The 25578-nt window shown below is 62.3% G+C and carries 22 protein-coding genes and 2 pseudogenes; 12 read left to right on the top strand and 12 right to left on the bottom strand.

Going from position 1 to position 25578, the window contains the following annotated elements; genetic code table 11:
* Positions 1–35: 35 nt before the first annotated feature.
* From ACODSJ_RS01530 to mdoH, 11 genes are all read left to right on the top strand, one after another.
* A complete protein-coding gene (locus ACODSJ_RS01530; RefSeq protein WP_489100047.1) occupies positions 36–1004 on the top strand; it encodes an ABC transporter substrate-binding protein in 969 nt (322 codons plus the stop codon).
* Positions 1005–1075: 71 nt separating this feature from the next.
* Positions 1076–1927: an ABC transporter permease gene (locus tag ACODSJ_RS01525; RefSeq protein ID WP_489100046.1), complete on the top strand. Its 852-nt coding sequence runs from the start codon at positions 1076–1078 to the stop codon at positions 1925–1927.
* Positions 1924–2754 carry a quaternary amine ABC transporter ATP-binding protein gene (locus ACODSJ_RS01520; RefSeq protein WP_489100045.1) on the top strand — a complete coding sequence of 277 codons (831 nt, stop codon included), beginning with the start codon at positions 1924–1926 and terminating at the stop codon, positions 2752–2754. Before ACODSJ_RS01525 ends, ACODSJ_RS01520 begins: the two co-directional genes overlap by 4 nt.
* Positions 2755–2918: 164 nt before the next feature.
* A complete protein-coding gene (hutH, locus tag ACODSJ_RS01515; RefSeq protein ID WP_489100044.1) occupies positions 2919–4442 on the top strand; it encodes a histidine ammonia-lyase in 1524 nt (507 codons plus the stop codon).
* Between the two features lie 115 nt (positions 4443–4557).
* A complete protein-coding gene (hutH, locus tag ACODSJ_RS01510; RefSeq protein ID WP_489100043.1) occupies positions 4558–6090 on the top strand; it encodes a histidine ammonia-lyase in 1533 nt (510 codons plus the stop codon).
* Between the two features lie 99 nt (positions 6091–6189).
* The gene (hutI, locus tag ACODSJ_RS01505) at positions 6190–7392 is read left to right on the top strand and encodes an imidazolonepropionase (protein ID WP_489100042.1); all 1203 of its coding nucleotides are present in this window, start codon (positions 6190–6192) and stop codon (positions 7390–7392) included.
* 11 nt (positions 7393–7403) lie between these two features.
* Positions 7404–8207 (top strand): N-formylglutamate deformylase, encoded by an 804-nt coding sequence (gene hutG / locus ACODSJ_RS01500; protein WP_489100041.1) that lies wholly within the window; start codon positions 7404–7406, stop codon positions 8205–8207.
* A 268-nt stretch (positions 8208–8475) separates the two neighbouring features.
* Positions 8476–9447 (top strand): prolyl aminopeptidase, encoded by a 972-nt coding sequence (pip, locus tag ACODSJ_RS01495; protein WP_489100040.1) that lies wholly within the window; start codon positions 8476–8478, stop codon positions 9445–9447.
* Complete coding sequence (gene dtd / locus ACODSJ_RS01490; protein ID WP_489100039.1) at positions 9444–9881, top strand: D-aminoacyl-tRNA deacylase; 438 nt, start codon at positions 9444–9446, stop codon at positions 9879–9881. Before pip ends, dtd begins: the two co-directional genes overlap by 4 nt.
* Before the next feature lie 350 nt (positions 9882–10231).
* The gene (locus ACODSJ_RS01485) at positions 10232–11968 is read left to right on the top strand and encodes a glucan biosynthesis protein G (protein ID WP_489100038.1); all 1737 of its coding nucleotides are present in this window, start codon (positions 10232–10234) and stop codon (positions 11966–11968) included.
* Positions 11961–14531 carry a glucans biosynthesis glucosyltransferase MdoH gene (gene mdoH, locus ACODSJ_RS01480; protein ID WP_489100037.1) on the top strand — a complete coding sequence of 857 codons (2571 nt, stop codon included), beginning with the start codon at positions 11961–11963 and terminating at the stop codon, positions 14529–14531. The genes ACODSJ_RS01485 and mdoH overlap by 8 nt, the downstream gene beginning before the upstream one ends.
* A 269-nt stretch (positions 14532–14800) precedes the next feature.
* On the opposite strand, the gene ACODSJ_RS01475 is transcribed toward mdoH, so the two are convergent.
* The 12 genes and pseudogenes from ACODSJ_RS01475 to ubiE all read right to left on the bottom strand — a co-directional run bounded on the left by ACODSJ_RS01475 (position 14801) and on the right by ubiE (position 24953).
* Complete coding sequence (locus ACODSJ_RS01475) at positions 14801–15514, bottom strand: methyl-accepting chemotaxis protein (protein WP_489100217.1); 714 nt, start codon at positions 15512–15514, stop codon at positions 14801–14803.
* A gap of 141 nt (positions 15515–15655) precedes the next feature.
* Positions 15656–16636: pseudogene (locus ACODSJ_RS01470) on the bottom strand (methyl-accepting chemotaxis protein); the annotation flags it as partial.
* Positions 16637–16841: 205 nt separating this feature from the next.
* Entirely contained in the window at positions 16842–18758 is a 1917-nt protein-coding gene (locus ACODSJ_RS01465; protein ID WP_489100036.1) for a methyl-accepting chemotaxis protein, read from the bottom strand.
* Positions 18759–18913: 155 nt separating this feature from the next.
* Positions 18914–19621, bottom strand: coding sequence for a 16S rRNA (uracil(1498)-N(3))-methyltransferase (locus tag ACODSJ_RS01460; RefSeq protein ID WP_489100035.1), 708 nt, complete (start codon positions 19619–19621; stop codon positions 18914–18916).
* Positions 19618–20412, bottom strand: a complete 795-nt coding sequence (gene tatC / locus ACODSJ_RS01455) for a twin-arginine translocase subunit TatC (protein WP_489100034.1) — start codon at positions 20410–20412, stop codon at positions 19618–19620. Before tatC ends, ACODSJ_RS01460 begins: the two co-directional genes overlap by 4 nt.
* Positions 20409–20825 carry a Sec-independent protein translocase protein TatB gene (tatB, locus tag ACODSJ_RS01450; protein ID WP_489100033.1) on the bottom strand — a complete coding sequence of 139 codons (417 nt, stop codon included), beginning with the start codon at positions 20823–20825 and terminating at the stop codon, positions 20409–20411. The genes tatC and tatB overlap by 4 nt, the downstream gene beginning before the upstream one ends.
* A gap of 10 nt (positions 20826–20835) precedes the next feature.
* A complete protein-coding gene (locus ACODSJ_RS01445; protein ID WP_489100032.1) occupies positions 20836–21105 on the bottom strand; it encodes a twin-arginine translocase TatA/TatE family subunit in 270 nt (89 codons plus the stop codon).
* Positions 21106–21129: 24 nt separating this feature from the next.
* Positions 21130–21462 (bottom strand): phosphoribosyl-ATP diphosphatase, encoded by a 333-nt coding sequence (locus ACODSJ_RS01440; protein WP_260959650.1) that lies wholly within the window; start codon positions 21460–21462, stop codon positions 21130–21132.
* The gene (gene hisI / locus ACODSJ_RS01435) at positions 21455–21853 is read right to left on the bottom strand and encodes a phosphoribosyl-AMP cyclohydrolase (RefSeq protein WP_063323322.1); all 399 of its coding nucleotides are present in this window, start codon (positions 21851–21853) and stop codon (positions 21455–21457) included. Before hisI ends, ACODSJ_RS01440 begins: the two co-directional genes overlap by 8 nt.
* Positions 21854–21957: 104 nt before the next feature.
* Positions 21958–23562: a ubiquinone biosynthesis regulatory protein kinase UbiB gene (gene ubiB / locus ACODSJ_RS01430; protein WP_489100031.1), complete on the bottom strand. Its 1605-nt coding sequence runs from the start codon at positions 23560–23562 to the stop codon at positions 21958–21960.
* Positions 23559–24183, bottom strand: a pseudogene (locus tag ACODSJ_RS01425) (ubiquinone biosynthesis accessory factor UbiJ). Before ACODSJ_RS01425 ends, ubiB begins: the two are co-directional and overlap by 4 nt.
* Positions 24183–24953 (bottom strand): bifunctional demethylmenaquinone methyltransferase/2-methoxy-6-polyprenyl-1,4-benzoquinol methylase UbiE, encoded by a 771-nt coding sequence (ubiE, locus tag ACODSJ_RS01420; protein ID WP_260959636.1) that lies wholly within the window; start codon positions 24951–24953, stop codon positions 24183–24185. Before ubiE ends, ACODSJ_RS01425 begins: the two are co-directional and overlap by 1 nt.
* A 155-nt stretch (positions 24954–25108) precedes the next feature.
* Between ubiE and ACODSJ_RS01415 the strand changes: the two genes are divergently transcribed.
* Positions 25109–25384, top strand: coding sequence for a polyhydroxyalkanoic acid system family protein (locus ACODSJ_RS01415; protein WP_489100030.1), 276 nt, complete (start codon positions 25109–25111; stop codon positions 25382–25384).
* The last annotated feature ends 194 nt before the right edge of the window (positions 25385–25578 follow it).

Genomic DNA, 25578 nt, shown 5'->3' with positions numbered 1-25578 from the left:
CGTAAGCCAATCCAACTGATTAGGAGCGTCACATAATGAAATCGAACAAGACCCTGCTGACCACCCTGCTTTCCATGGGCCTGCTGGCCAGTGCCGGCGCCACGCAAGCGGCGGGTTGGTGCGAGTCGGGCAAACCGGTGAAGTTCGCCGGCCTGAACTGGGAAAGCGGCATGCTGCTGACCGACGTCCTGCAAGTGGTGCTCGAAAAAGGCTACGGCTGCAAGACCGACAGCTTGCCAGGCAACTCCATCACCATGGAGAACGCCCTGAGCAGCAACGATATCCAAGTGTTTGCCGAAGAGTGGGTCGGGCGCAGCGAGGTCTGGAACAAGGCCGAGAAGGCCGGCAAGGTAGTGGGTGTCGGCGCGCCGGTGGTGGGCGCCATCGAAGGTTGGTACGTACCGCGCTACGTGGTTGAAGGCGATGCCAAGCGCAAGTTGGAAGCCAAGGCACCAGGCCTGAAGAACATCGCCGACCTGGGCCAGTACGCCGCTGTGTTCAAGGACCCGGAAGAACCGTCCAAGGGCCGTTTCTACAACTGCCCCGCCGGTTGGACCTGTGAGCTGGACAACAGCGAAATGCTGAAAAGCTACGGCCTGGAAAAAACCTACACCAACTTCCGTCCGGGCACTGGCCCAGCGCTGGATGCGGCGGTGCTGTCGAGCTACAAGCGTGGCGAGCCGATCCTGTTCTACTACTGGTCGCCAACGCCGCTGATGGGCCAGGTGGACCTGGTGAAACTGGAAGAAAAACCGGGCGTGGATAAAAGCGTGAGCATCAAGGTCGGCCTGTCCAAGACCTTCCACGACGAAGCCCCGGAGCTGGTGACGGTGCTGGAAAAGGTCAACCTGCCTATCGATATCCTGAACCAGAACCTCGGTCGCATGGCGAAGGAGCGCATCGAGTCGCCGAAACTGGCGAAGATTTTCCTGAAGGAACATCCTGAAGTCTGGCACGCCTGGGTGAGTGAAGACGCAGCCAAGAAAATCGACGCGGCTCTGTAGGTCGAATACCCCCGGCCAACCCACGGGGCTGGCCGGGACATTCACTGCATCCCTTTGATCGAGAGCCCCTTATGTTTCCCGAAAGCTTTACCTTCTCCATCGCCGACTGGGTCAACGGTTGGGTCGATACGCTGGTGACCAACTATGGCGATGTGTTCCGGCACATCTCCGACACCCTGCTGTGGGCCATCGTCAACCTTGAAGGCCTGCTGCGCCTGGCCCCCTGGTGGTTGATGCTGGCCATCGTCGGCGGCATCGCCTGGCACGCCACCCGCAAGGTCGTGACGACGGCGGTGATCGTCGGCCTGCTGTTCCTGGTGGGCGCGGTGGGCCTGTGGGACAAACTGATGCAGACCCTCGCCCTGATGCTGGTGGCGACGCTGATCTCGGTGTTGATCGGCATTCCGCTGGGCATCCTCTCGGCCCGCAGCAATCGCCTGCGTTCGGTGCTGATGCCGTTGCTGGACATCATGCAGACCATGCCGAGCTTCGTGTACTTGATTCCGGTGCTGATGCTGTTCGGCCTGGGCAAGGTCCCGGCGATCTTCGCCACGGTGATCTACGCCGCGCCACCGTTGATTCGCCTCACTGACCTGGGCATCCGCCAGGTCGACGGCGAAGTGATGGAAGCCATCAATGCCTTCGGCGCCAACCGCTGGCAACAGCTGTTCGGCGTGCAACTGCCCCTGGCCCTGCCGAGCATCATGGCCGGGATCAACCAGACCACCATGATGGCCCTGTCGATGGTCGTCATCGCCTCGATGATCGGCGCCCGTGGCTTGGGTGAAGACGTGCTGGTGGGCATCCAGACCCTCAACGTCGGACGCGGCCTCGAAGCCGGGCTGGCCATCGTGATTCTCGCCGTGGTCATCGACCGCATTACCCAGGCCTATGGTCGTCCTCGGCACGAGGTGAGCAAATGAACAACGCAGCCGTCAGCAAGATCGAAGTCAAGAACGTCTTCAAGATTTTCGGCAATCGCCCCAAGGAAGCCCTGGAACTGATCCGCCAGAACAAAACCAAGGACCAAGTACTGGCCGCCACCGGTTGCGTGGTCGGTGTGAACGACCTGTCGCTGAGCATCGGCACCGGCGAGATCTTCGTGATCATGGGCCTGTCCGGTTCCGGCAAATCCACGTTGGTGCGCCACTTCAACCGGCTGATCGACCCTACCAGCGGCGCGATCCTGGTGGACGGCGAAGACATCCTGCAACTGGACATGGACGCTTTGCGCGAATTTCGCCGGCACAAGATCAGCATGGTGTTCCAGAGCTTCGGCCTGCTGCCCCACAAGAGCGTGCTGGACAACGTCGCCTACGGCTTGAAAGTGCGCGGCGAGAGCAAGCAGGTGTGCGCCGAGCGGGCGCTGCACTGGATCAACACCGTGGGCCTGAAAGGCTACGAGAACAAATACCCGCACCAGCTCTCCGGCGGCATGCGCCAGCGCGTCGGCCTGGCCCGTGCCTTGGCGGCGGACACCGACATCATCCTGATGGACGAAGCCTTCAGCGCCCTCGACCCGCTGATCCGCGCCGAAATGCAGGACCAGTTGCTGGAGCTGCAAAAGACCCTGCACAAGACCATCGTCTTCATCACCCACGACCTCGACGAGGCCGTGCGCATCGGCAACCGCATTGCAATCCTCAAGGACGGCAAGCTGATCCAGGTCGGCACGCCCCGGGAGATTTTACATTCGCCGGCCGATGAATATGTCGATCGGTTCGTGCAGCGACGAGCGGCAGTGGTGTAAGGCCGGGCGCAGTTGTGGCGAGGGAGCTTGCTCCCGCTGGGTGGCGCAGCCGCCCCCGGAATCGAGTGAGCGCTACGCACTCAAGCGGGAGCAAGCTCCCTCGCCACAGAGACTGTGCCTTAAGCCAGATGTGATGCTGAAATGAATTTTTCATGAGGTTAAAGATGTCCCAGGCTGAAAAAATCGTCATCGCCGAGGCCCCCCTGCGTTGGCAGGACGTGGTCGCCGTCGCTCGTTTCGGCGCTGTGCTCGAACTGTCGGCCCAGGCCTGGGCGCGGATCGACAATGCCCAGGCCATCGTCCAGCGCATCGTCGAAAGCGGCGAACGCGCCTATGGCGTCAACACCGGCCTGGGGGCCTTGTGCAATGTCTCGCTCAAGGACGAACAACTCAGCCAACTGTCGCGCAACACCCTGCTCAGCCATGCCTGCGGCGTCGGTGCGCCGCTGTCCGATGAGCAGACCCGGGCGATCCTCTGCGCTGCGATCCTCAACTACAGCCAGGGCAAGTCCGGTATTCATCGTCGGGTGGTCGAAGCGCTGCTGGCACTGCTCAACCGTGGCATCACCCCACAAGTGCCGTCCCAGGGATCGGTGGGCTACCTGACCCACATGGCCCACATCAGCATTGCGCTGTTGGGCGTCGGCCAGGTCAGCTACCGCGGGCAGATCGTGTCGGCGCAGCAGGCTTTGGCCGCAGAAGGGCTGCAACCGGTGCAACTGGGCGCCAAGGACGGTTTGTGTCTGGTCAACGGCACCCCGTGCATGACCGGCCTCAGTTGCCTGGCCCTGGCCGATGCGACGCGCCTGCTGCAATGGGCCGATGTAATCGGTGCCATGAGTTTCGAGGCCCAGCGCGGCCAGATCGCTGCGTTCGATGCCGAGATCATCGCCCTCAAGCCGCACCCGGGCATGCAGCAGGTGGGCGCCAACTTGCGCGCACTGCTCGATGGCAGTGAAGTCATCGCCGCGAGCCAGGGTATTCGTACCCAGGATGCGTTGAGCATCCGTTCGATTCCCCAGGTGCATGGCGCGGCGCGCGACCAGTTGGCGCATGCCCGGCAACAGATCGAGACCGAACTCAACGCCGCCACCGACAACCCGCTGCTGCTGGGCACGCCGGAGCACTTCCGGGTCATGTCCCAGGCCAACCCCCACGGCCAATCGGTCGCGCTGGCGGCGGACTTGCTGGCGATTGCCATGGCCGAGATCGGCTCCATCGCCGAACGTCGCCTCGACCGCTTGATCAACCCTCACGTCAGCGGGCTGCCGGCGTTCCTGGTGGCCAATCCCGGGGTGAACTCGGGGATGATGATCGTGCAATATGTTGCCGCCTCGCTGTGCGCGGAGAACAAACAACTGGCGCAACCGGCGGTGCTCGACAACTTTGTCACCTCCGGCTTGCAGGAGGACCACTTGAGCATGGGCACCAACGCGGCCCTGAAGCTGCATCGGGCCCTGGAAAACTGCACGCAGATCCTCGCCATCGAATACCTGCTGGCGGCCCAGGCTTTTGAATTCCTCCAGACGCAACGTTTCGGTGTCGGCACCGACGTTGCCTGGAAGCTGCTGCGCCAGCATGTACCCGCCTATGACCAGGACCGCTGGTTGGCGCCGGACATTGCCAGCGCGGCGGCGCTGCTTAAAGACCCGACTCTGCTGCACCACGCTTTACCGAATCTGGATTGATCGAACAAACGCCAGCGTGCCAAGGCACCTTTTGCCCAAAAAGCGAAGGTGACGGATAACGGAACATTCCGGAGCGACTGGCGGGTAAAAACAAAACTCTCAAAAGGAGCAATACATGACTGCCTTAAACCTGATTCCTGGCCAATTGAGCCTGGCTCAATTGCGTGACATCTATCAGCAACCCGTGACCCTGACCCTCGACGCCAGCGCGTCGGCACAGATCGAGGCCAGCGTTGCCTGCGTGGAACAGATCCTCGCCGAGAACCGCACTGCCTACGGCATCAACACCGGTTTCGGCCTGCTGGCCTCGACCCGCATCGCCAGCCAGGACCTGGAAAACCTGCAACGCTCCCTGGTGCTGTCCCATGCCGCCGGTGTCGGCGAGCCGATCAGCGATGCGCTGGTGCGCTTGATCATGGTGCTCAAGGTCAACAGCCTGAGCCGTGGTTTCTCCGGCATTCGTCGGCAAGTGATCGATGCGTTGATCGCGTTGGTCAACGCCGAGGTCTATCCGCACATTCCGCTCAAGGGCTCGGTCGGTGCGTCCGGTGACCTGGCGCCGCTGGCCCACATGTCCCTGGTGCTGCTGGGCGAAGGCAAGGCTCGCTATAAAGGCGAATGGCTGCCGGCCGTCGAGGCGCTGAAAGTCGCCGGCCTGGCGCCGCTGACCCTGGCTGCCAAGGAAGGCCTGGCGCTGCTCAACGGCACCCAGGTGTCCACGGCGTTTGCCCTGCGTGGCCTGTTCGAAGGCGAAGACCTGTTCGCCGGTGCCCTGGCCCTGGGCAGCCTGACCGTGGAAGCGGTGCTCGGCTCGCGCTCGCCATTCGATGCCCGCATCCACGCGGCCCGAGGCCAGAAGGGCCAGATCGATACCGCCGCCGCTTACCGTGACCTGTTGGGTGAGAGCAGCGAAGTCTCCGCGTCGCACCAGAACTGCGACAAGGTCCAGGACCCGTATTCCCTGCGCTGCCAACCGCAAGTGATGGGCGCCTGCCTGACCCAGTTCCGCCAAGCCGCCGAGGTGCTGGTGATCGAGGCCAACGCGGTGTCGGACAACCCATTGGTGTTTGCCGCCGAAGGCGACGTGATCTCCGGTGGCAACTTCCACGCCGAACCGGTGGCAATGGCCGCCGACAACATGGCCCTGGCGATTGCCGAGATCGGCTCCCTGAGCGAGCGCCGCATCTCGCTGATGATGGACAAGCACATGTCGCAGCTGCCGCCGTTCCTGGTGGGCAATGGTGGTGTGAACTCCGGCTTCATGATCGCCCAGGTCACTGCGGCGGCCCTGGCCAGTGAAAACAAGGCGTTGTCCCATCCCCATTCGGTGGACAGCCTGCCGACCTCGGCCAACCAGGAAGACCACGTCTCCATGGCCCCGGCCGCTGGCAAGCGCCTGTGGGAAATGGCCGAGAACACCCGTGGAATCCTCGCGGTGGAATGGCTCGCGGCGTGCCAGGGGCTGGACCTGCGCGGTGGCTTGAAGACGTCCACGAAGCTGGAAAAGGCCCGGGCCGTATTGCGTGCCGAAGTGCCGTTCTATGAAAAGGACCGCTTCTTTGCGCCGGACATCAATGCCGCCAGCGAGTTGTTGGCCAGCCGTTGCCTGAATGAACTGGTGACCGCCAAGTTGTTGCCGAGCCTGTAAGGCCTCATCGCGAGCAGGCTCGCTCCCACAGGGTCTAAGCAGTCCTTGTGGGAGCGAGCCTGCTCGCGATTCGATCTTGAATAATTCGAGGAAACCGAGATGAAAACCCTCTGGCAAAACTGCCACGCCGCCACCATGGCCCAGGGCGTCTACTCGATCGTCGAAGACGCGGCCATCGTTACCGAGGGCGAGCACATTCGGTGGATCGGCCCGCGTGCCGAACTGCCGGCGGGTGATTACCCGGCGGTCAACGACCTCAAGGGGGCCTGGGTCACGCCAGGGCTGATCGACTGCCACACTCACACCGTGTTCGGCGGCAACCGCAGCGGCGAATTCGAGCAGCGCCTGCAAGGGGTCAGCTACGCCGAGATCGCTGCGGCCGGTGGCGGCATCGCCAGCACCGTGCGCGCCACTCGGGCGGCCAGCGAAGACGAGCTGTTCGCCAGCGCCGCCAAGCGCCTGAAAAGCCTGATACGCGACGGTGTGACCACCGTTGAAATCAAATCCGGCTATGGCCTGGACCTGGCCAGCGAACGCAAGATGCTGCGGGTCATTCGTCGCCTCGGCAACGAGTTGCCGGTCAGTGTGCGCAGCACCTGCCTGGCCGCCCACGCCCTGCCGCCCGAATACAAAGACCGTGCCGATGACTACATCGAGCACATCTGCACCGAGATGCTCCCGGCGCTTGCGGCCGAAGGGCTGGTGGACGCGGTGGACGCCTTTTGCGAATACCTGGCGTTTTCCCCGGCGCAGGTCGAGCGGGTGTTCGTCACCGCGCAACGACTGGGCCTGCCGGTGAAGCTGCACGCCGAACAATTGTCGTCGTTGCACGGTTCCAGCCTGGCGGCCCGTTACCAGGCGCTGTCGGCCGATCACCTGGAGTTCATGACCGAGGACGACGCCCGGGCCATGGCCGAGTCCGGCACCGTGGCGGTGCTGTTGCCGGGAGCGTTTTATTTCCTGCGCGAAACCCAACTGCCGCCCATGCAAGCCTTGCGCAAGCACGGCGTGAAGATCGCCGTGGCCAGCGACCTCAACCCCGGCACCTCGCCGGCCTTGTCGCTGCGCTTGATGCTGAACATGGCCTGCACCTGTTTGCGCATGACCCCGGAAGAAGCCCTGGCCGGCGTGACGATTCATGCCGCCCAGGCCTTGGGCATGGCGAATACCCACGGCTCGCTGGAAGTCGGCAAGGTGGCGGATTTCGTTGCCTGGCACATCGAGCGCCCGGCTGACCTTGCTTACTGGCTTGGTGGCGAACTGGAAAAACGCGTCGTGCGTCACGGCGTGGAAATCGATTGAGGAGAACGGTTGTGGAGAAGGTCCTGAATTTCAAGCAAGGGCGCGTGCCGCTGTTGATCAGCATGCCCCACGCCGGCCTGCGCCTGACCCCGGCGGTACAGGCCGGGTTGATCCCCGAGGCCCAAAGCCTGCCGGACACCGACTGGCACATCCCGAGGCTCTATGAATGTGCCGCGCAGCTGGGTGCCAGCACCCTGGCCGCCGAGTACTCACGCTTCGTCATCGACCTGAACCGTCCCAGCGATGACGCGCCGATGTACGTTGGCGCCACCACTGGTTTGTACCCGGCGACGCTGTTCGATGGCGTGCCGTTGTTTCGCGAAGGGGCGCAGCCGTCGGCCGAGGAACGGGCGACGTATCTGCAACAGGTCTGGATGCCGTATCACCAGACCCTGCAACAGGAACTGGCGCGGCTCAAGGCCGAGTTCGGCTATGCCTTGCTGTTCGACGCCCATTCGATTCGCTCGGTGATCCCGCACCTGTTCGACGGCAAGCTCCCGGACTTCAACCTCGGTACCTTCAACGGCGCCAGTTGCGATCCGATCCTGGCTCGCCAGCTCGAAGCCATCTGCGCCCGCCACGGCCAATTCACCCACGTGCTCAACGGGCGTTTCAAGGGTGGACACATCACACGGCACTACGGCAACCCGGCCGAGCATATCCATGCCGTGCAACTGGAGCTGTGCCAGAGCACTTACATGGAAGAGTTCGAACCGTTCAACTACCGTCCCGATCTGGCGGCGCCGACCCAAGTGGTGCTCAGGGAGTTGCTGGAAGGACTGTTGGCCTGGGGACGGCAAACTTACGAAAAGTAGAACTTGTGGGGATGTGACTGCTCTGTGGGAGCAAAGCTTGCTCGCGATAAAAACAACTCGGTCTATCAGGAACCGAGGTGCCTGTATCGCGGGCAAGCCTTGCTCCCACAGAAGGATGCTCCTCGCTATCAGGTGATGCAGGCACATGGCGGACACGCTTTGACTGCGCAGGGGACATGCTCATCGAGGGCATTCGGGTTTATGATGCCGAACGGCAGACTAAATAGAAGTCCCCCCAGGGATGACTCGACCCCTTACGGAGCGCGCAATGCAGACTTTGTACCCGCAGATCAAACCCTATGCCCGGCACGATCTGGCTGTCGATGACACCCACACGCTCTATGTCGATGAAAGCGGTTCCCCGGAAGGCTTGCCAGTGGTGTTCATCCATGGCGGCCCGGGTGCCGGTTGCGATGCGCAAAGCCGCTGCTATTTCGATCCGAACCTGTACCGCATTGTCACCTTCGACCAGCGTGGCTGTGGTCGCTCCACCCCCCATGCCAGCCTCGAAAACAACACCACCTGGGACTTGGTCGAAGACCTGGAGCGGATTCGCAAACACCTGGGCATCGAGAAGTGGGTGCTGTTTGGCGGCTCCTGGGGTTCGACCCTGGCCCTGGCCTATGCCCAGACCCATCCGGAGCGGGTGCACGGCCTTATCCTGCGTGGGATCTTTCTTTGCCGGCCGCAGGAAATCGAGTGGTTCTACCAGGCCGGCGCCAGTCGCCTGTTCCCCGACTACTGGCAGGACTACATCGCGCCGATCCCGCCGGACGAACGCGACAACCTGCTCGGCGCGTTCCACAAGCGCCTGACCGGTAACGACCAGATTGCCCAGATGCATGCGGCCAAGGCGTGGTCGATCTGGGAAGGGCGCACTGCGACCCTGCGCCCGAACCCGCTGGTGGTGGATCGCTTCTCCGAGCCACAGCGCGCGCTGTCGATTGCCCGGATCGAATGCCACTACTTCACCAACAACGCCTTCCTGGAGCCTAACCAGCTGATTCGCGACATGGGCAAGATCGCCCATCTGCCGGGCGTTATCGTGCACGGTCGCTATGACGTGATCTGCCCGCTGGACAACGCCTGGGAACTGCACCAGAACTGGCCCAACAGCGAACTGCAAGTGATTCGCGACGCCGGTCACGCCGCCTCTGAACCCGGTATCACCGATGCACTGGTGCGTGCTGCCGGACAAATGGCCCGGCGCCTGCTGAACCTGCCGCCCGAAGAAGCATGAAGGGCCTGTTGCAACGGGTTCGCGGCGCCCGGGTCGAAGTGGCCGGTGAAATTGTCGGGTCCATCGACCAGGGCTTGCTGGTGCTGGTGGCCGTCGAGCCCGGGGATACCCGGGGCAGCGCCGACAAACTCCTGCATAAGCTGCTTAACTATCGGGTGTTCAGTGATGCCGATGGCAAGATGAACCTGTCCCTGGCAGACGTGGGCGGTGGCTTGCTGCTGGTGTCGCAGTTCACCCTGGCGGCCGACACCAAAAGCGGTTTGCGCCCGAGCTTTTCGACGGCCGCACCGCCCGCTTTGGGGGAGGAACTGTTCGACTATTTGCTAAACCAGGCGAAACAGGTGCATGGCACTGTGGCATCAGGTAGATTCGGCGCCGACATGCAGGTGCATCTGGTCAATGATGGCCCGGTAACCTTCCTGTTACAGGTCTGAAAGTACTTGAAACATCTTTTCGAGCCTGTTTCGAGGCAAAACAGAGGATTTTCTCGATAAATACTTTGCTGCGCCTGATGCGTTGTCACGCGGCCTGCTAGATAATCGCGCGCTACGGGGGATCAGCGTTCGCTGGTCCATTTGACTTAGGTAGAGACTTGTCCTGGACCGTTTGGGGAATCATTTTGTCCCATCGGAGTCGGAACAATGCTCGCCAACTTGGCAAGAGTGGTCCGCAAGGGTGGTTTTTCAAAGCCGATACTTTGCAGACCCTTTATCTGGCCGTTGGTTTTTTGATCAGTTTTCGGCGAGGGTTGCTCGTGATTGTTAGTCCCTGTAATGCACCAAAAATGTCTGCCAAACGGTTTAGAAACGCTCTGGTAGCGGGCTCGGCCCTGTTGTGCCTGTTTGGCGCGGGCCAACTGTGGGCATTCAGCCTGGATGATGTGTCGGCGAAGGCGCAAGAGCTGGCCGGGCAAAAATACGAAGCCCCGCGCAGCAACCTGCCGAACGAATTCCGCGAAATGAAATTCGCCGATTATCAGAAAATCCGTTTCCGCACCGAAAAAGCCGAATGGGCCGACCAGAAGACGCCGTTCCGGCTGTCGTTCTATCACCAGGGCATGCACTTCGACACACCGGTGAAAATCAACGAAGTCACCGCGACCACCGTCGAAGAAATCAAATACGACCCGAAACGCTTTGATTTCGGCGACGTCCAGTTCGATCCGAAGGCGACCGAGCAGTTGGGCTACGCGGGTTTCCGCGTGTTGTACCCGATCAACAAGGCCGACAAGCAAGACGAAATCATGACCATGCTCGGCGCGAGTTACTTCCGCGTCATCGGCAAGGGTCAGGTCTACGGCTTGTCCGCCCGTGGCATGGCCATCGACACCGCGTTGCCGTCCGGTGAAGAGTTCCCGCGTTTTCGCGAGTTCTGGATCCAGCGTCCGAAACCCACCGACAAGCATCTGGTGATCTTCGCGCTGCTGGACTCGCCGCGGGCGACCGGCGCTTATCGCCTGACCCTGCGTCCGGGCACCGACACCGTTGTCGACGTGAAATCGCGCATGTTCCTGCGTGATCGCGTGACCAAGCTCGGTGTTGCGCCGCTGACCAGCATGTACCTGTTCGGTGCCAACCAGCCTTCCAAGGTGCTGAACTACCGTCGCGAGCTGCACGACTCCAGTGGCCTGTCGATCCATGCCGGCAACGGCGAGTGGATCTGGCGTCCGCTGAACAACCCGAAACACCTGGCCGTGAGCAACTTCTCGGTGGAAAACCCGCGCGGTTTCGGCCTGTTGCAACGTGGTCGTGACTTCAGCCACTACGAAGACCTGGACGACCGTTACGAAAAACGTCCAAGTGCCTGGATCGAGCCGAAAGGCGATTGGGGCAAGGGCACCGTAGACCTGGTGGAGATTCCGACCGCCGACGAAACCAACGACAACATCGTTGCGTTCTGGAGCCCGGAAAAACTGCCTGAGCCAGGCCAGCCGCTGGATTTCAGCTATCGCCTGCACTGGACTATCGACGAAGCCAGCCTGCACTCGCCGGACAGCGCCTGGGTCAAGCAGACCCTGCGTTCCACGGGTGACGTGAAACAGTCCAACCTGATTCGCCAGCCGGACGGCAGCGTCGCCTACCTGGTGGATTTCGAAGGCCCGTCCCTGCAAGACCTGCCAGAAGACGCCGACGTGCGCAGCCAGGTGAGCGTCGGCGAAAACGCCGAGATCGTCGAGAACAATGTGCGCTACAACCCGGAAACCAAGGGCTGGCGCCTGACCCTGCGACTCAAGATCAAGGACGCCAAGCAAGCCACTGAGATGCGCGCGGCACTGATTCGTCCGCTGGTGCCTGTCGAAGCGCCTGCCTCGGCCCACAGCGTCACTACGACCCTGGCCAAGGCTGACAAGGTCGCGCAGCAGAGCGTGAAAGAACAAGCGAAAGACAAAGCGAAAGAAGAAGCCAAGGCCGTCAAGGCGGCATCCGCCGCTGTTGAAGCAACCCCAACCCAGCAGGAACCGGAAGCGACTGAACAAGTGCTGACCGAGACCTGGAGCTATCAGTTGCCTGCCGATGAGTAATACGCCCGTACAGCCAGAAACACTTAGCGAGTATTTGGCCCACTTGCCCATGACCGACGCGCAGCGTGCCGAACTGGCAGGCTGCAAGTCCTTCAGCGAACTGCACCAGCGTCTATCGTCCCCGACGTTCGACGCATCGGCCGAGGCGGCGCAGGCCTCGGTCGGCCGGCGCCTGACCTTGAGCACCGCCGAGGAGCTCGAGGACGCCGAGATGCTGGGGCTCGACTCCAGCGGTCGGGTCTGCCTGAAAGCGACCCCACCGATTCGTCGGACCAAGGTCGTACCGGAGCCATGGCGCACCAACATCCTGGTGCGCGCCTGGCGTCGCATGACCGGCCGGACCAACCCGCCGAAGCCGCCCAAGGACGAGCGCGTGCTGCCGCATGCGCGTTGGCGCACCGTGGGTTCGATCCGCCGTTACATCCTGTTGACCCTGATGCTGGGCCAGACCATTGTCGCCGGCTGGTACATGAAGGGCATCATGCCGTACCAGGGTTGGGCGCTGGTGGATCTGGACGAAGTCCTGCATCAACCGCTGATGCAGACGGCCACCCAGGTGCTGCCGTATGCCTTGCAAACCAGCATCCTGATCATGTTCGGCATCTTGTTCTGCTGGGTGTCGGCAGGTTTCTGGACCGCGCTGATGGGGTTCCTTGAATTGCTCACCGGGCACGACAAGTACCGTATCTCCGGTGCCAGTGCCGGCAACGAGCCGATTCCCAAGGACGCTCGCACCGCGTTGGTGATGCCGATCTGTAACGAAGACGTACCGCGGGTATTCGCCGGTTTGCGCGCGACCTTCGAGTCGGTGGCAGCCACCGGTGACCTCGATCGTTTCGACTTCTTTGTGCTCAGCGACAGTAACGAAACCGATATCTGTGTCGCCGAGCAACAGGCCTGGCTGGATGTCTGCCGTGAAGCCGGGGGCTTCGGCAGGATCTTCTATCGCCGCCGTCGCCGTCGCGTGAAGCGCAAGAGCGGTAACCTCGACGACTTCTGCCGTCGCTGGGGCAGCGACTACAAGTACATGGTCGTGCTCGATGCCGACAGTGTAATGAGTGGTGAGTGCCTGACCAGCCTGGTGCGTCTGATGGAAGCCACGCCGGACGCCGGCATCATCCAGACTGCGCCGAAAGCCTCGGGCATGGACACCCTGTATGCGCGCATGCAGCAGTTCGCCACGCGTGTATACGGCCCGCTGTTTACCGCCGGCCTGCACTTCTGGCAGTTGGGGGAGTCCCACTACTGGGGCCACAACGCGATCATCCGCATGAAGCCTTTCATCGAGCACTGCGCCCTGGCGCCGCTGCCAGGTAAAGGCGCATTCGCAGGCGCCATCCTGTCCCATGACTTCGTCGAAGCCGCACTGATGCGTCGTGCCGGCTGGGGCGTGTGGATTGCCTATGACCTGCCGGGCAGCTACGAAGAGCTGCCGCCAAACCTGCTCGACGAGCTCAAGCGTGACCGGCGCTGGTGCCACGGCAACCTGATGAACTTCCGGCTGTTCCTGGTCAAGGGCATGCACCCGGTGCACCGTGCGGTGTTCCTCACCGGCGTGATGTCCTACCTGTCGGCGCCGTTGTGGTTCTTCTTCCTGGTGCTGTCCACCGCGTTGCTGGCGGTGAACACCCTGATGGAGCCGCAATACTTCCTCGAACCGCGCCAGCTTTATCCGCTGTGGCCGCAATGGCATCCGGACAAGGCCATCGCGCTGTTCTCCACCACTATCGTGCTGTTGTTCCTGCCCAAGCTGCTGAGTGTCGTGCTGATCTGGGCCAAGGGTGCGAAGGAGTTCGGTGGCAAGTTCAAGGTGACCTTGTCGATGCTGCTGGAGATGTTGTTCTCCATGCTGCTGGCGCCGGTGCGGATGATTTTCCACACCCGCTTCGTGCTCGCCGCGTTCCTGGGCTGGGCCGCGACCTGGAACTCGCCGCAACGTGACGACGACTCCACGCCGTGGAGCGAGGCGGTCAAGCGCCACGGTCCGCAAACCTTGCTGGGCTTCTTCTGGGCCCTGCTGGTGATCTGGCTGAACCCGAGCTTCTTGTGGTGGCTGGTGCCGATCGTCGGTTCGCTGATGCTGTCGATCCCGGTGTCGGTGATCTCCAGCCGCGTGGGCCTGGGCTTGAAGTCCCGCGACGAAAGCCTGTTCCTGATTCCCGAGGAATACGCACCGCCCCAGGCGCTGTTGTCGACGGACCAGTACACCCATGAAAACCGTTGGCACGCGCTGCACGACGGCTTCATCCGGGCGGTGGTCGATCCACAACAAAACGCCTTGGCCTATGCCCTGGCCACCTCGCGGCACCGCGAGGCCGAGCCGATCGAGTGGCTGCGGGTCGAACGCGTTCGCCACGCCCTGAAGGCCGGTCCTGCAGGCTTGAGCAACGCCGAGCGATTGGCATTGCTGAGCGACCCGGTCGCCTTGTCCCGCCTGCATGAGCAGGTCTGGAGCGAGGCGCATCCGCAGTGGCTGGCGGCTTGGCGAGCATCGGTCAAGGCCGATCCGCATGCGCCGTTGCTGCCGCTACAGCCGGTAGGTGTACAGCCTCAACTGGCCTGACACCAAAAAGCCCCGCTTCTGGAAGGAAGCGGGGCTTTTTGTTGATGATCGGCCTGTTGCTGACGGTTGTAACCCCCGTCAGTCCTGTGGCCCCCAGGTCTGTGGGAGCAAAGCTTGCTCGCGAGGCGGCCTGGCAGCCAACCTATTTCCGCAGGTGTTCCCAATCCAATTGTGGGAGCGAGCCTGCTCGCGATGGCGTCGGCATAGCCAATGAAGACATTGAATGTGCATGCCTTTTCGCGAGCAAGCCCGCTCTCACACTTTCGCAGTTAAACCCGAAACCGCCCGACCAACGTCTGCAAATGCACCCCTAACCGCGCCAGCTCCGCACTTGACGCCGCCGTCTCTTCACTGGCCGCAGACGTCTGTTCAGACACATCGCGCACATTCAGCACGCTACGGTTGATCTCCTCGGCCACCGCGCTCTGCTGCTCGGCCGCTGCCGCGATCTGCTGGTTCATCGACTGGATCGCCGAGACCGTGCGGGTGATGTTCTCCAGCGAGCCACCGGCACGGCGGGTCAGCTCGACGCTGCTGTCAGTCAGGCCGCGGCTGTTGTCCATGATGGTTGCCACCTGTTCGGTGCCGCTTTGCAGGCCGACGATCAGTTCTTCGATTTCCTCGGTGGATTTCTGAGTGCGTTGGGCCAGGCTGCGGACTTCATCGGCCACCACCGCAAAACCACGCCCGGCCTCACCGGCGCGGGCGGCTTCGATGGCGGCGTTGAGGGCCAGCAGGTTGGTTTGCTGGGCCACGGACTTGATCACGTCCAGCACGCTGCCGATCTTGTCGCTTTCACGCTTGAGATGGCTCATGGCTTCGGTGGAGTTGCCGACTTCCTTGGCCAGTCGCTCGATCTGGGCGATGGCTTCGCCGACGACCCGGTCACCTTCGCGGGCCTGCTGGTCGGCGGCGACCGCGGCTTCGGAGGCTTCCTCGGCGTTGCGCGCCACTTCTTGCACGGTGGCGGTCATTTCGTTCATGGCCGTGGCGACCTGGTCGGTCTCCACTTTCTGGCTATTGACCCCGGCGCTGGTCTGTTCGGTCACCGCCGAGAGTTGTTCGGCGGCGCTGGCGATTTGTGTGACGCCTTCGCTGATGCCGCCGATCAGCTGCCGCAGGCTGATGACCATGCGTTGCAGGCTGTTTTGCAGTTGGCCCATTTCGTCACGGCGGCTGACCACCAGGTTCTCGCTCAGGTCGCCCGAGGCGACACGTTCGACGGCCACCAGCGTTTGCTGCAGGGGGGCCACGATTTGCCGGGTGATGATCCACGCCGCCAGCAGGCCAAACGCCAATGCCAGGACGGTGACGATGATCAGCGTTTCTTTCGCTTGCGCCGTCTCCTGGTCGCGCTTCTCAACCTGCGAGGCTGTGAGTTGATTGTTCAGATCATTCAGGCGGGTGTCTTGGTCGACCATTCTTTTGAGGGCAGAGGCGCTGGCCACCTGGGAGTCGCGAAACTGACTGACTGCGGCGCGATAGCCCTTCATCGACTCGCCGGCTTGCAGCAGGTTGGCGCTGTACTGTTCCGGCAGTTTACCCGGCAAGCCTTCAAGGTTCTTCAAGACGCTTTCGATGGCATCCAGTGCCGGTTGCTCGGCCTCGGCCTTGCCGCTGTAGGTGTAGCCGCGAACCTGATAGCGCGCTTGCTGGATCAGTTTGCTCAGCTCAACCACGCTGTTGAATGAGGGGACACTGTCGCCCTGGCGCAGGGCATTCTCGACTTCCGTCACCTTGGCCACCGCGTTGTCGGCGTTGGCGCCGAGCTTGGCGCGGGCCGATTCGCGGTTCTGCGTGGCCTGGGTCATGTCGGCAAAGGCGCGTTTGTACTCGTCCAGGATCGCCAGTTGCTGGTTGAGCAACTCCTGGTCTGCCGGTCGTACAAACCTTTTGAGGGCGGCTTGTACGCTCTCTTGAAGTTTGCCCAGCAGCTCGCTTACGGCGGTTGGCCCCTGTTCGCCGCGACGCATCTCATAGTCGAGACGGGCGACTCGCAGATCCTTGGCGGTTTCGTTGAGGTTGGCGATGGCGGCCTGTTTGTCGGCGCGGCTGATCACACTGCTCAGGCTGTCCCAGCCTGCGAAGGTGCTCAGGAGGGTCATCAGCAGCACCAGGCCAAAGCCTGCGCCCAGTTTGCGGTTGACGCTTACGTTTCCCAGCTTTTCGGTTAACCAACTGAACATGCTGATACTCCCTCGAGCCTTTTGTAGGCTTTATGAGAAGAGTATCGACCATGTGGTAGGGATCTGTAGCCAACAGGTCGCGATATTTGCCGGGCGAAGGCGCAGAGGCTCTCGCCCGGGCGCTTCAGACCTTGAACCGGCCTACCAGCGTTTGCAAGTGAATGCCCAGTCGTGCCAGTTCGGCGCTGGAGCTGGCTGTTTCTTCGCTGGAGGCGGCCGTTTGCTCGGAGACGTCGCGCACGTTCAGCACGCTGCGGTTGATCTCCTCGGCCACGGAACTTTGTTGCTCGGCAGCGGCGGCGATCTGTTGGTTCATCGACTGGATCGCCGAGACGGTGCGGGTGATGTTTTCCAGCGAGCCACCGGCGCGGCGGGTCAGCTCGACGCTGTTGTCGGTCAGGCTGCGGCTGTTGTCCATAATGGCCGCGACCTGCTCGGTGCCCGATTGCAGACCGACGATCAGCTCTTCGATCTCCTCGGTGGATTTCTGGGTGCGTTGGGCCAGGCTTCGGACCTCGTCGGCCACCACCGCGAAACCCCGCCCGGCTTCACCGGCGCGGGCGGCTTCGATGGCGGCGTTGAGCGCCAGCAGGTTGGTTTGCTCGGCGACGGACTTGATCACATCCAGCACGCTGCCGATCTTGTCGCTTTCGCGCTTCAGGTCGCCCATCGCCGAGGTGGAGTTGCCGACTTCCAGCGCCAGACGCTCGATCTGGGCGATGGCTTCACCGACCACTTTTTCGCCTTCGCGAGCCTGTTGGTCGGCGGCGACGGCGGCCTCGGAGGCTTCCTCGGCGTTGCGCGCCACTTCCTGCACGGTGGCGGTCATTTCATGCATGGCCGTGGCGACCTGGTCGGTTTCCACTTTTTGACTGTTGACCCCGGCGCTGGTCTGCTCGGTGACGGACGAGAGCTGGTCGGCGGCACTGGCAATCTGCGTGACGCCTTGGCTGATGCCACCGATCAATTGGCGCAGGCCCACGGTCATGCTTTGCATGGCCCGTTGCAACTGGCCCAATTCGTCGCGGCGCGAGGAGGTGAGGTTGTGGGTCAGGTCACCTGCGGCCACGCCTTCGGCGATCTTGAGGGTCTGGCTCAATGGGCCGACGATCTGCCGGGTGATGGTCAGGGCAGAGATGATGCCGAACAGGAGCGCCAGGGCGGCAGCCATCACCAGGAAGGTCTTGGCCTCGGCGGCGTCGCGATCACGCACGGCGGTCTGGGAGACGGTCAGCTTCTGGCTGGCCTCAAGCAACACTCCACCTTGTTCTGCCATGCGCTTGAGTGCCGCAGCGGTGTCGAGCTGGGAGTCGCGGAACTGGCTGACCGCTGTGCGGTAGGCGTTCATCGAGTCGTTGGCCTGCTGCAGGTTGGCGGCATGTTCCTCGGGCAACTGGCCCGGCAAGCGAGCGAGCAGTTTGAGCACGTTGTCGATGGCGTCGAGGGCGGGTTGCTGGGCTTCGTTCTTGCCGCTGTAGGTGTAGCCGCGAACCTGGTAACGCGCTTGTTGGACGGCTTTGCTCAGGGTCACCACGCTGTTGAACTGGGCGACGCTGTCGCCTTGCAGCAAGGTTTTTTCCACGTCATCGATACGCGCCACGGCGTTGTCGGCACTGGCGCCGAGTTTGCTGCGTGCATCCTCACGGCTGGCGGTGGCGCGGGTCATCGCGCCGAAGGCGCTTTTGTACTCGGCCACGGCGGCCAGTTGTTTGTCGATCAGCGCCGCATCGTCCGGTTGCTCGATCAATTGACGGGCGGTCTTGAGGCCGGCTTCGAGCTTGGCGGTCAGATCGTTGATATCCTGCGGACCGTTCTCGCCCCGCGAGTTGTAGTAGTCCATGCGCGCCAGGCGCAGGTCCTTGGTCAATCCGTTGAGTTCGGAAATGAACCCCAGCTTGTCGCCACGGCTGATCACGTTACCCAGGCTGGTCCAGCCGGTGAAGGCGATCAGCAAGGTCAGGCAGAGCACGAGACCGAAGCCGAAGCCGAGTTTGCGATTGACGCTTACATTTCCCAGACTCTGGGCCAACCACTGGAACATGCCGATACTCCCTGCAGCGCTGATTTTTGTTTTATCGGCGCTGTATCGGCCTTTAGGGAGCGATCTATAGGAGATAAACGGAAGATATTTAGCTTGCTTACATTGTGGCGCGGGGATAAATCCCCTCGCCACAGCGAATATTCAGCCTCAGCGGCTCAGAACAGCCGCGCAAGCAAGGCCGTGACGGCGGTCTCGACCCGCAGGATGCGCTCGCCCAGTTGCACCGGTTGCAGGCCGGCCTTGGCGAGAAGGTCGATCTCGTAGGGTATCCAGCCGCCTTCCGGGCCGATGGCCAGTGTCACCGGCTCGGTAAGGGCGCGGGGGCAGGGTGGGTATTGGCCAGGATGACCGACCAGGCCCAAGGTGCCATCGACCATGGCCGGCAGCCGGTCTTCAACGAAGGGCTTGAAGCGTTTTTCGATGATGATCTCTGGCAGCACGCTGTCGCGAGCCTGTTCCAGCCCCAGGATCAGTTGTTCGCGAATGGCCTCGGGCTCCAGGAACGGCGTCTGCCAGAAGCTCTTTTCCACGCGGTAGCTGTTGACCAGCACCACGCGCGGCACGCCCATGGTGGCGATGGTCTGGAACACTCGCCGGAGCATTTTCGGACGCGGCAGGGCCAGCACCAATGTCAGCGGCAACTTGGCCGGTGGCGGTTGGTCGAGGGTCACTTGCAGTTCCGCCTCGCGGGCTTCCAGGCGCACTACCTGGGCCGTGCCCATCAGTCCGCCAATGCGCCCGACCCGCAGGCTGTCGCCGACAGCGCTGCGGTGGACTTCCTGCATGTGGGTCAGGCGGCGATCGCTCAGCACGACCCGGTCGGGCCCGATGAAGTCGGCCTCTTCGAGCAACAGCAGGTTCACGCTTGGGTCGCTGGTGGCTGGTCGTTGTGGTCGTCGCTCGTTTTTTCTTCCGGTTGCTCGCGACGCTTGCGCACCAGGCCGCCGAACAGGATGCCGATCTCGAACAGCATCCACATCGGCACGGCCAGCAAGGTCTGGGAGAAGATGTCCGGTGGGGTCAGGATCATGCCGACCACGAAGCAGCCGATGATCACGTAGGGACGGACCTTCTTCAGGTATGCGACGTCGACCACGCCAATCCACACCAGCAGCACCACCGCCACCGGAATTTCGAACGCCACGCCGAAGGCGAAGAACAGCGTCATGACGAAATCCAGGTAGCTGGTGATGTCGGTCATCATCTCGACACCGGCCGGGGTGGCGGCGGCGAAGAACTTGAAAATCAGCGGGAACACCAGGAAATAGGCGAAGGCCATGCCGGTGTAGAACAGCAGGATGCTGGACACCAGCAACGGCGCGGCGATGCGCTTCTCATGCTTGTACAGGCCAGGCGCAATGAAGCCCCAGACCTGGTGCAGGATCACCGGGATGGCCAGGAACAGCGAGACCATCATCGTCAGCTTCAGCGGCGTCAGGAACGGCGACGACACGTCGGTGGCGATCATTGTTGCGCCGGCCGGCAAGTACTGGCGCAGCGGTGTGGAGACGAAGGTGTAGATCTGCTGGGTGAAGGCGAACAGCCCGGCGAAGATGATGAAAACCGCCGCGACGCAGCGCAGCAGGCGGGTGCGCAACTCGGTGAGGTGCGATACCAGCGGCATCGGCTGGTCGTTTTCGGGGATATCGCTCATGGGGCTCGCGGCGGCTGTGGGGTGTCGTGGGGGGCGGAGGTCGGCACCGTCGGGGCAGGCTCCTGCACCTTGGCCGGTTCCGTCGTCACCGGTGCGGCGCCTTCCACTGGAGTGGGCGGCGCAACCGTTGGCGCGGTTTCAGGCTGCAGCGGTGTCGGTTCCTGCTGGGTCGGTGTGAGGATCTTGCGCGCTTCCTGCTCCAGGGACAGGATGTGCTCGTTGTGCAGTTGCCGACGAATTTCGTCGGCACCGATCTCGCGTTCAACTTCCTGTTTGATCGCATTGAAGCTGCGCTTCAGGCGTCCGATCCACAGACCGGCGGTGCGCGCAGCGCCCGGCAGGCGCTCGGGGCCCAGTACCAGCAGGGCCACGAGGCCGACGAGCAGCAGTTCAGTGAAGCTGATCCCAAACATTAGTCAGTGCTCACGAGTCTTTGCGGGTCGGCTCTTCGACTTTCTGGGCCTGCACATCGATGGTGTGCGGTGCATTCACCGGCGTGCTGGCCTGGGGTTGTACCGGTTGGACCGGAGCCGCTGTCGGCTCGGCCGGTTTTTCGTCGTCGTTCATGGCCTTGCGAAAGCCCTTGATGGACTCGCCGACGTCAGTGCCGAGGTTCTTCAGCTTCTTGGTCCCGAACACCAGTACCACGACTACCAGAATGACGATCCAGTGTTTCCAGTCAAAAATACCCATGTGGCTATTCCTCTCAAGAGTTGATCAGGCGGACGGGCGCGAGGCTTTCTCGACGTGCCCGGACAGACCGAAGCGACGGTCCAGTTCATCCAGTACGGCCTGCGGGTGCTGTCCCAGTTGGGCCAGCATGACCAGGCTGTGGAACCACAGGTCGGCGGTCTCGTAGATCACGTCGCTGCAGTCACCGCTGATGGCGGCGTCCTTGGCGGCGATGATGGTCTCGACCGATTCTTCGCCGACTTTTTCCAGAATCTTGTTCAAGCCCTTGTGGTACAGGCTGGCGACATACGAGGTGTCGGCCGCTGCGCCTTTGCGCTCTTCCAGCACCTGGGCCAGGCGGGTCAGGGTGTCACTCATGGGTATGTCCCGAATAGATGGCGTGCGGGTCCTTGAGCACCGGGTCGACGATTTTCCAGTCGCCGTTCTCGAAGACGCGATAGAAACAGCTTTGGCGGCCCGTGTGGCAGGCAATTTCGCCGACCTGTTCGACCATCAGGATAATGACGTCGCCGTCGCAGTCCAGGCGCATCTCGTGCAGGTGCTGCACATGCCCGGATTCCTCGCCTTTGCGCCACAACTTGCCACGCGAACGTGACCAATAAATGGCGCGGTTCTCGGCGGCGGTCAGGGCCAGCGCCTCGCGGTTCATCCAGGCCATCATCAGTACGCGCCCGGTCTTGTGATCCTGGGCGATGGCCGGCACCAGGCCGTCAGCGTCCCATTTGATCTCGTCCTGCCAGTTTTTCATCGTTAGTCCTGACGCCAGCGGCAACTTTAAGCTGCACGCTGCGAGTAAAAGCGGTTCTGCGGTGTGCTTGAGGCTTGCAGCTTATCGCTTGCAGCGGTTTCCTGCTATCGACGAACGACCAGATACAAACCGACCGCAACCATGATGCCGGCCGGCCAATGTCCCACCTGGCTCAGCGGCCCGCCAGTGGCCAGTACCGCGCCGCCGCCCAGGTGGGCCGCGCCGAGCAGGCGCAGGAACCAGTCGTCGCGACGACGTTTCCATGGGGGCGCAGGGTCATGGGCGTGGGGATGGGACATGCGCTCGAGCAGGTCGCGGGTCATGTTGGCCAAGTGCGGGATCTGTTCGAACTGGCTCTGCACGTTGCCCAGCAGGGCCTTGGGGCTGACGCGTTCGCGCATCCAGCGTTCGAGGAACGGCTGGGCGGTGTTCCACAGGTCCAGTTCCGGGTACAGCTGGCGCCCGAGGCCTTCGATGTTCAGCAGGGTCTTCTGCAGCAGGACCAGTTGTGGCTGGACCTCCATGTTGAAGCGCCGCGCGGTCTGGAACAGGCGCATCAGCACCTGGCCGAAGGAAATGTCCTTTAACGGTTTTTCGAAGATCGGCTCGCACACGGTGCGGATCGCCGCTTCGAACTCGTTGAGCTTGGTCTCGGCCGGCACCCAGCCGGAGTCGATGTGCAACTGGGCGACGCGGCGGTAATCACGCTTGAAGAAGGCGAAGAGGTTGCGGGCCAGGTAATCCTGGTCTTCAGGCGTCAGGCTGCCGACGATGCCGCAGTCGATGGCAATGTACTGCGGGCTCCACGGCTGCACGGTGCTGACGAAGATGTTGCCCGGGTGCATGTCGGCGTGGAAGAAACTGTCGCGAAACACCTGGGTGAAGAAGATCTCCACGCCGCGCTCGGCGAGCATCTTCATGTCGGTGCGCTGGTCGGCCAGGGTCGCCAGGTCGGTCACCTGGATGCCGTAGATGCGCTCCATCACCAGCACTTTCGGGCGGCACCAGTCCCAGTAGACTTGTGGCACGTACAGCATCGGCGAGCCTTCGAAGTTGCGGCGCAACTGGCTGGCGTTGGCGGCTTCGCGCAACAGGTCGAGTTCGTCGTAGATGGTTTTCTCGTAGTCCTGGACCACGTCCACCGGGTGCAGCAGGCGCGCATCGGCCGACAACCGCTCGGCGGCGCGCGCAAGGATGAACAGCCACGCCAGGTCCTGGGCAATGATTGGCTTGAGGCCCGGGCGAATGACCTTGACCACGACCTCTTCGCCGCTCTTGAGCTGGGCGGCGTGCACCTGGGCCACGGAGGCCGAGGCCAGGGGCTCAACGTCGAAACGGCTGAAGACTTCGCTGACTTTCTTGCCCAGCTGCTCTTCGATCAGGGCCACCGACAACTTGGAGTCGAACGGTGGCACGCGGTCCTGCAGCAGCATCAGTTCATCGGCGATGTCTTCGGGCAACAGGTCGCGACGGGTCGAGAGGATCTGCCCGAACTTGATGAAGATCGGCCCCAGGTCCTGCAAGGCCAGGCGCAGGCGTGCGCCGCGGCTCAGGTCCAGCGTGCGACGGGGAAACCAGCGCCACGGCAGCACGAAGCGCAATGCCAAGAGGAACCAAGGCAACGGCAGGGCGAACAGCAGGTCATCGAGGCGGTAGCGGATCACGACGCGCTGGATGCGCAACAAACGGCGGACGGCAAGCAGCTTCATGCGTTATCGCTTGGGTTCAAGGGTTCGGGAAAGGCGCTCGAAACGCGCCTCGAGTCGTTCCAGGTCAAGTTTGACCTGGTCCAGTTCATTAAAGCGTGCCTGGGCTTCGCGTTGTCCTACAAGGGTACGCGATTCCTCGGCCAGGTATTCGCTCAGGTTCTGACCCAGGCTGGCGAAGCCTTGGCGATACCAGCGGCTGCGACTGCGCACGTGGCCGCTGAGCAGTTGGGTGGCCACCGGACCGATCCAGCGGGACACTTCATATTCCCAGTCCAGTTCCAGGTCCTGGAGAATCGCCGCCAGTTCCAGCAGTACGCCGCTGTCACCGTCGAGTTCCACTTCGGGGCTGTGCAGCACCGCAGTCTTGTCCTTGCCCAAGGCCAGGCTCAGCAGGCTCGCCGACGGAGCGCGCAGCGTGCAATCGGCCTCGGCCTCCCAGTGCGCGGCGAGCATCAGACCTTCGTCACTGGGCAGGATGAACAACTGCAATGCCGGGCTGCGGCAGTCCACGGCGATCACCTTGCCGCTCAAGTGCGCCAGGCGCGCGAGCGCCGTACTGTCCAGGCGCAGCACCCGGTTGATACCGAGTTCGACACTGGCAAGCAGGCCGGTGAACAGCATCAGGGCTTGATACCGCGGTGCAGAGCGACGATGCCCGACGTCATGTTGTGGTAGGTCACGCGGTCGAAACCGGCCTCGACCATCATCGACTTCAGGGTTTCCTGGTCGGGGTGCATACGGATCGATTCCGCCAGGTAGCGATAGCTTTCCGCGTCGTTGGTGATCAGCTTGCCCATCAACGGCATGAACGCGAACGAATAGGCGTCATAGGCCTTGGACATCAGTGCGTTGGTCGGCTTGGAGAACTCCAGCACCAACAGGCGGCCACCGGGCTTGAGTACGCGCAGCATCGAGCGCAGGGCGTCTTCCTTGTGGGTGACGTTGCGCAGGCCGAAGGCGATGGTGACGCAATCGAAATGATTGTCGGGGAATGGCAGCTTCTCGGCGTCGGCCTGGACGAACTCGACGTTGCCGGCCACGCCCAGGTCCAGCAGGCGGTCGCGACCGACCTTGAGCATGGACTCGTTGATGTCGGCCAGCACCACCTGGCCGGTTGGCCCGACGATGTGGGAGAACTTCTTCGTCAGGTCGCCCGTACCGCCAGCGATGTCCAGCACGCGATTGCCGCTGCGCACGCCCGACAGTTCGATCGCGAAACGTTTCCACAGGCGATGCATCCCGCCTGAGAGCAAGTCGTTCATCAAGTCATACTTGGCGGCCACCGAGTGGAAAACCTCAGCGACTCTTTCCGCTTTCTGGCTTTCCGGCACGTTCTTGAAGCCGAAGTGGGTGGTGGGTTCGGCATCGCTGCCTTTGCGCTGGTCAGTCATATCGCGGTCACCAAAAAAGAATGCGGGACATTCTAATCCCGGTGAAGGGCTTTGTCTTGGCAAGGCTGAAGGTAAGATGCTCAACCGCCGGGACGTTTTGACGCAGCCTGTGTTTGAAACGTCCGGGCAAGTCTCGATGAAACAGGAGTCAACCGATGGCCCGTATTACTGTTGAACGTGCCCATGGCCTGGGCAAGGAAGCGGCCCGCGCGAAGGCCGACAAGTTGGCGCAGAAGTTGTCCGACAGCTATGGCCTGGAGCCGCAGTGGTCGGGTGACACCCTGAAACTCAAGCGTTCCGGGGTCAAGGGCGAAGTGCATGTGGGCGAGGACTCGATTCGCGTGGATGTGGAACTGGGCATGTTGATGTCGGCCATGAGCGGCACGATCAAGGCGGAAATCGAAAAGGCGCTGGATAAAGCGTTGGCTTGATTGATTGGAAAGGGGAATACAAAACTCAAGTTCCCCACTATCCCCTGTGGGAGCGGGCTGCTCCCACAGGAGGATCACTGTTCTCAATGTCTTGTTCGTTGTTAGGGTGCCCTTTCTAATTATTGTCACTACTTTGTGCCTGAGCCCGTCCCTGTGCGGGCAGTTCCTCCAACCTGTTTTTCCGTGAGGTGCAC

This window comes from Pseudomonas sp. FG6, assembly GCF_057809015.1.
Note: the sequence above shows the minus strand (reverse complement) of the source record. Positions and strands in the feature narration are given on the sequence as shown.

Coding starts and splice junctions, on each gene's coding strand:
- ACODSJ_RS01530 (WP_489100047.1), top strand. CDS start 36: ATGAAATCGAACAAGACCCTGCTGACCACCCTGCTTTCCATGGGCCTG.
- ACODSJ_RS01525 (WP_489100046.1), top strand. CDS start 1,076: ATGTTTCCCGAAAGCTTTACCTTCTCCATCGCCGACTGGGTCAACGGT.
- ACODSJ_RS01520 (WP_489100045.1), top strand. CDS start 1,924: ATGAACAACGCAGCCGTCAGCAAGATCGAAGTCAAGAACGTCTTCAAG.
- hutH (WP_489100044.1), top strand. CDS start 2,919: ATGTCCCAGGCTGAAAAAATCGTCATCGCCGAGGCCCCCCTGCGTTGG.
- hutH (WP_489100043.1), top strand. CDS start 4,558: ATGACTGCCTTAAACCTGATTCCTGGCCAATTGAGCCTGGCTCAATTG.
- hutI (WP_489100042.1), top strand. CDS start 6,190: ATGAAAACCCTCTGGCAAAACTGCCACGCCGCCACCATGGCCCAGGGC.
- pip (WP_489100040.1), top strand. CDS start 8,476: ATGCAGACTTTGTACCCGCAGATCAAACCCTATGCCCGGCACGATCTG.
- dtd (WP_489100039.1), top strand. CDS start 9,444: ATGAAGGGCCTGTTGCAACGGGTTCGCGGCGCCCGGGTCGAAGTGGCC.
- ACODSJ_RS01485 (WP_489100038.1), top strand. CDS start 10,232: ATGTCTGCCAAACGGTTTAGAAACGCTCTGGTAGCGGGCTCGGCCCTG.
- mdoH (WP_489100037.1), top strand. CDS start 11,961: ATGAGTAATACGCCCGTACAGCCAGAAACACTTAGCGAGTATTTGGCC.
- ACODSJ_RS01475 (WP_489100217.1), bottom strand. CDS start 15,514: ATGAACGAAATGACCGCCACCGTGCAAGAAGTGGCGCGCAACGCCGAG.
- ACODSJ_RS01465 (WP_489100036.1), bottom strand. CDS start 18,758: ATGTTCCAGTGGTTGGCCCAGAGTCTGGGAAATGTAAGCGTCAATCGC.
- tatC (WP_489100034.1), bottom strand. CDS start 20,412: ATGAGCGATATCCCCGAAAACGACCAGCCGATGCCGCTGGTATCGCAC.
- tatB (WP_489100033.1), bottom strand. CDS start 20,825: ATGTTTGGGATCAGCTTCACTGAACTGCTGCTCGTCGGCCTCGTGGCC.
- ACODSJ_RS01445 (WP_489100032.1), bottom strand. CDS start 21,105: ATGGGTATTTTTGACTGGAAACACTGGATCGTCATTCTGGTAGTCGTG.
- ACODSJ_RS01440 (WP_260959650.1), bottom strand. CDS start 21,462: ATGAGTGACACCCTGACCCGCCTGGCCCAGGTGCTGGAAGAGCGCAAA.
- hisI (WP_063323322.1), bottom strand. CDS start 21,853: ATGAAAAACTGGCAGGACGAGATCAAATGGGACGCTGACGGCCTGGTG.
- ubiB (WP_489100031.1), bottom strand. CDS start 23,562: ATGAAGCTGCTTGCCGTCCGCCGTTTGTTGCGCATCCAGCGCGTCGTG.
- ubiE (WP_260959636.1), bottom strand. CDS start 24,953: ATGACTGACCAGCGCAAAGGCAGCGATGCCGAACCCACCACCCACTTC.
- ACODSJ_RS01415 (WP_489100030.1), top strand. CDS start 25,109: ATGGCCCGTATTACTGTTGAACGTGCCCATGGCCTGGGCAAGGAAGCG.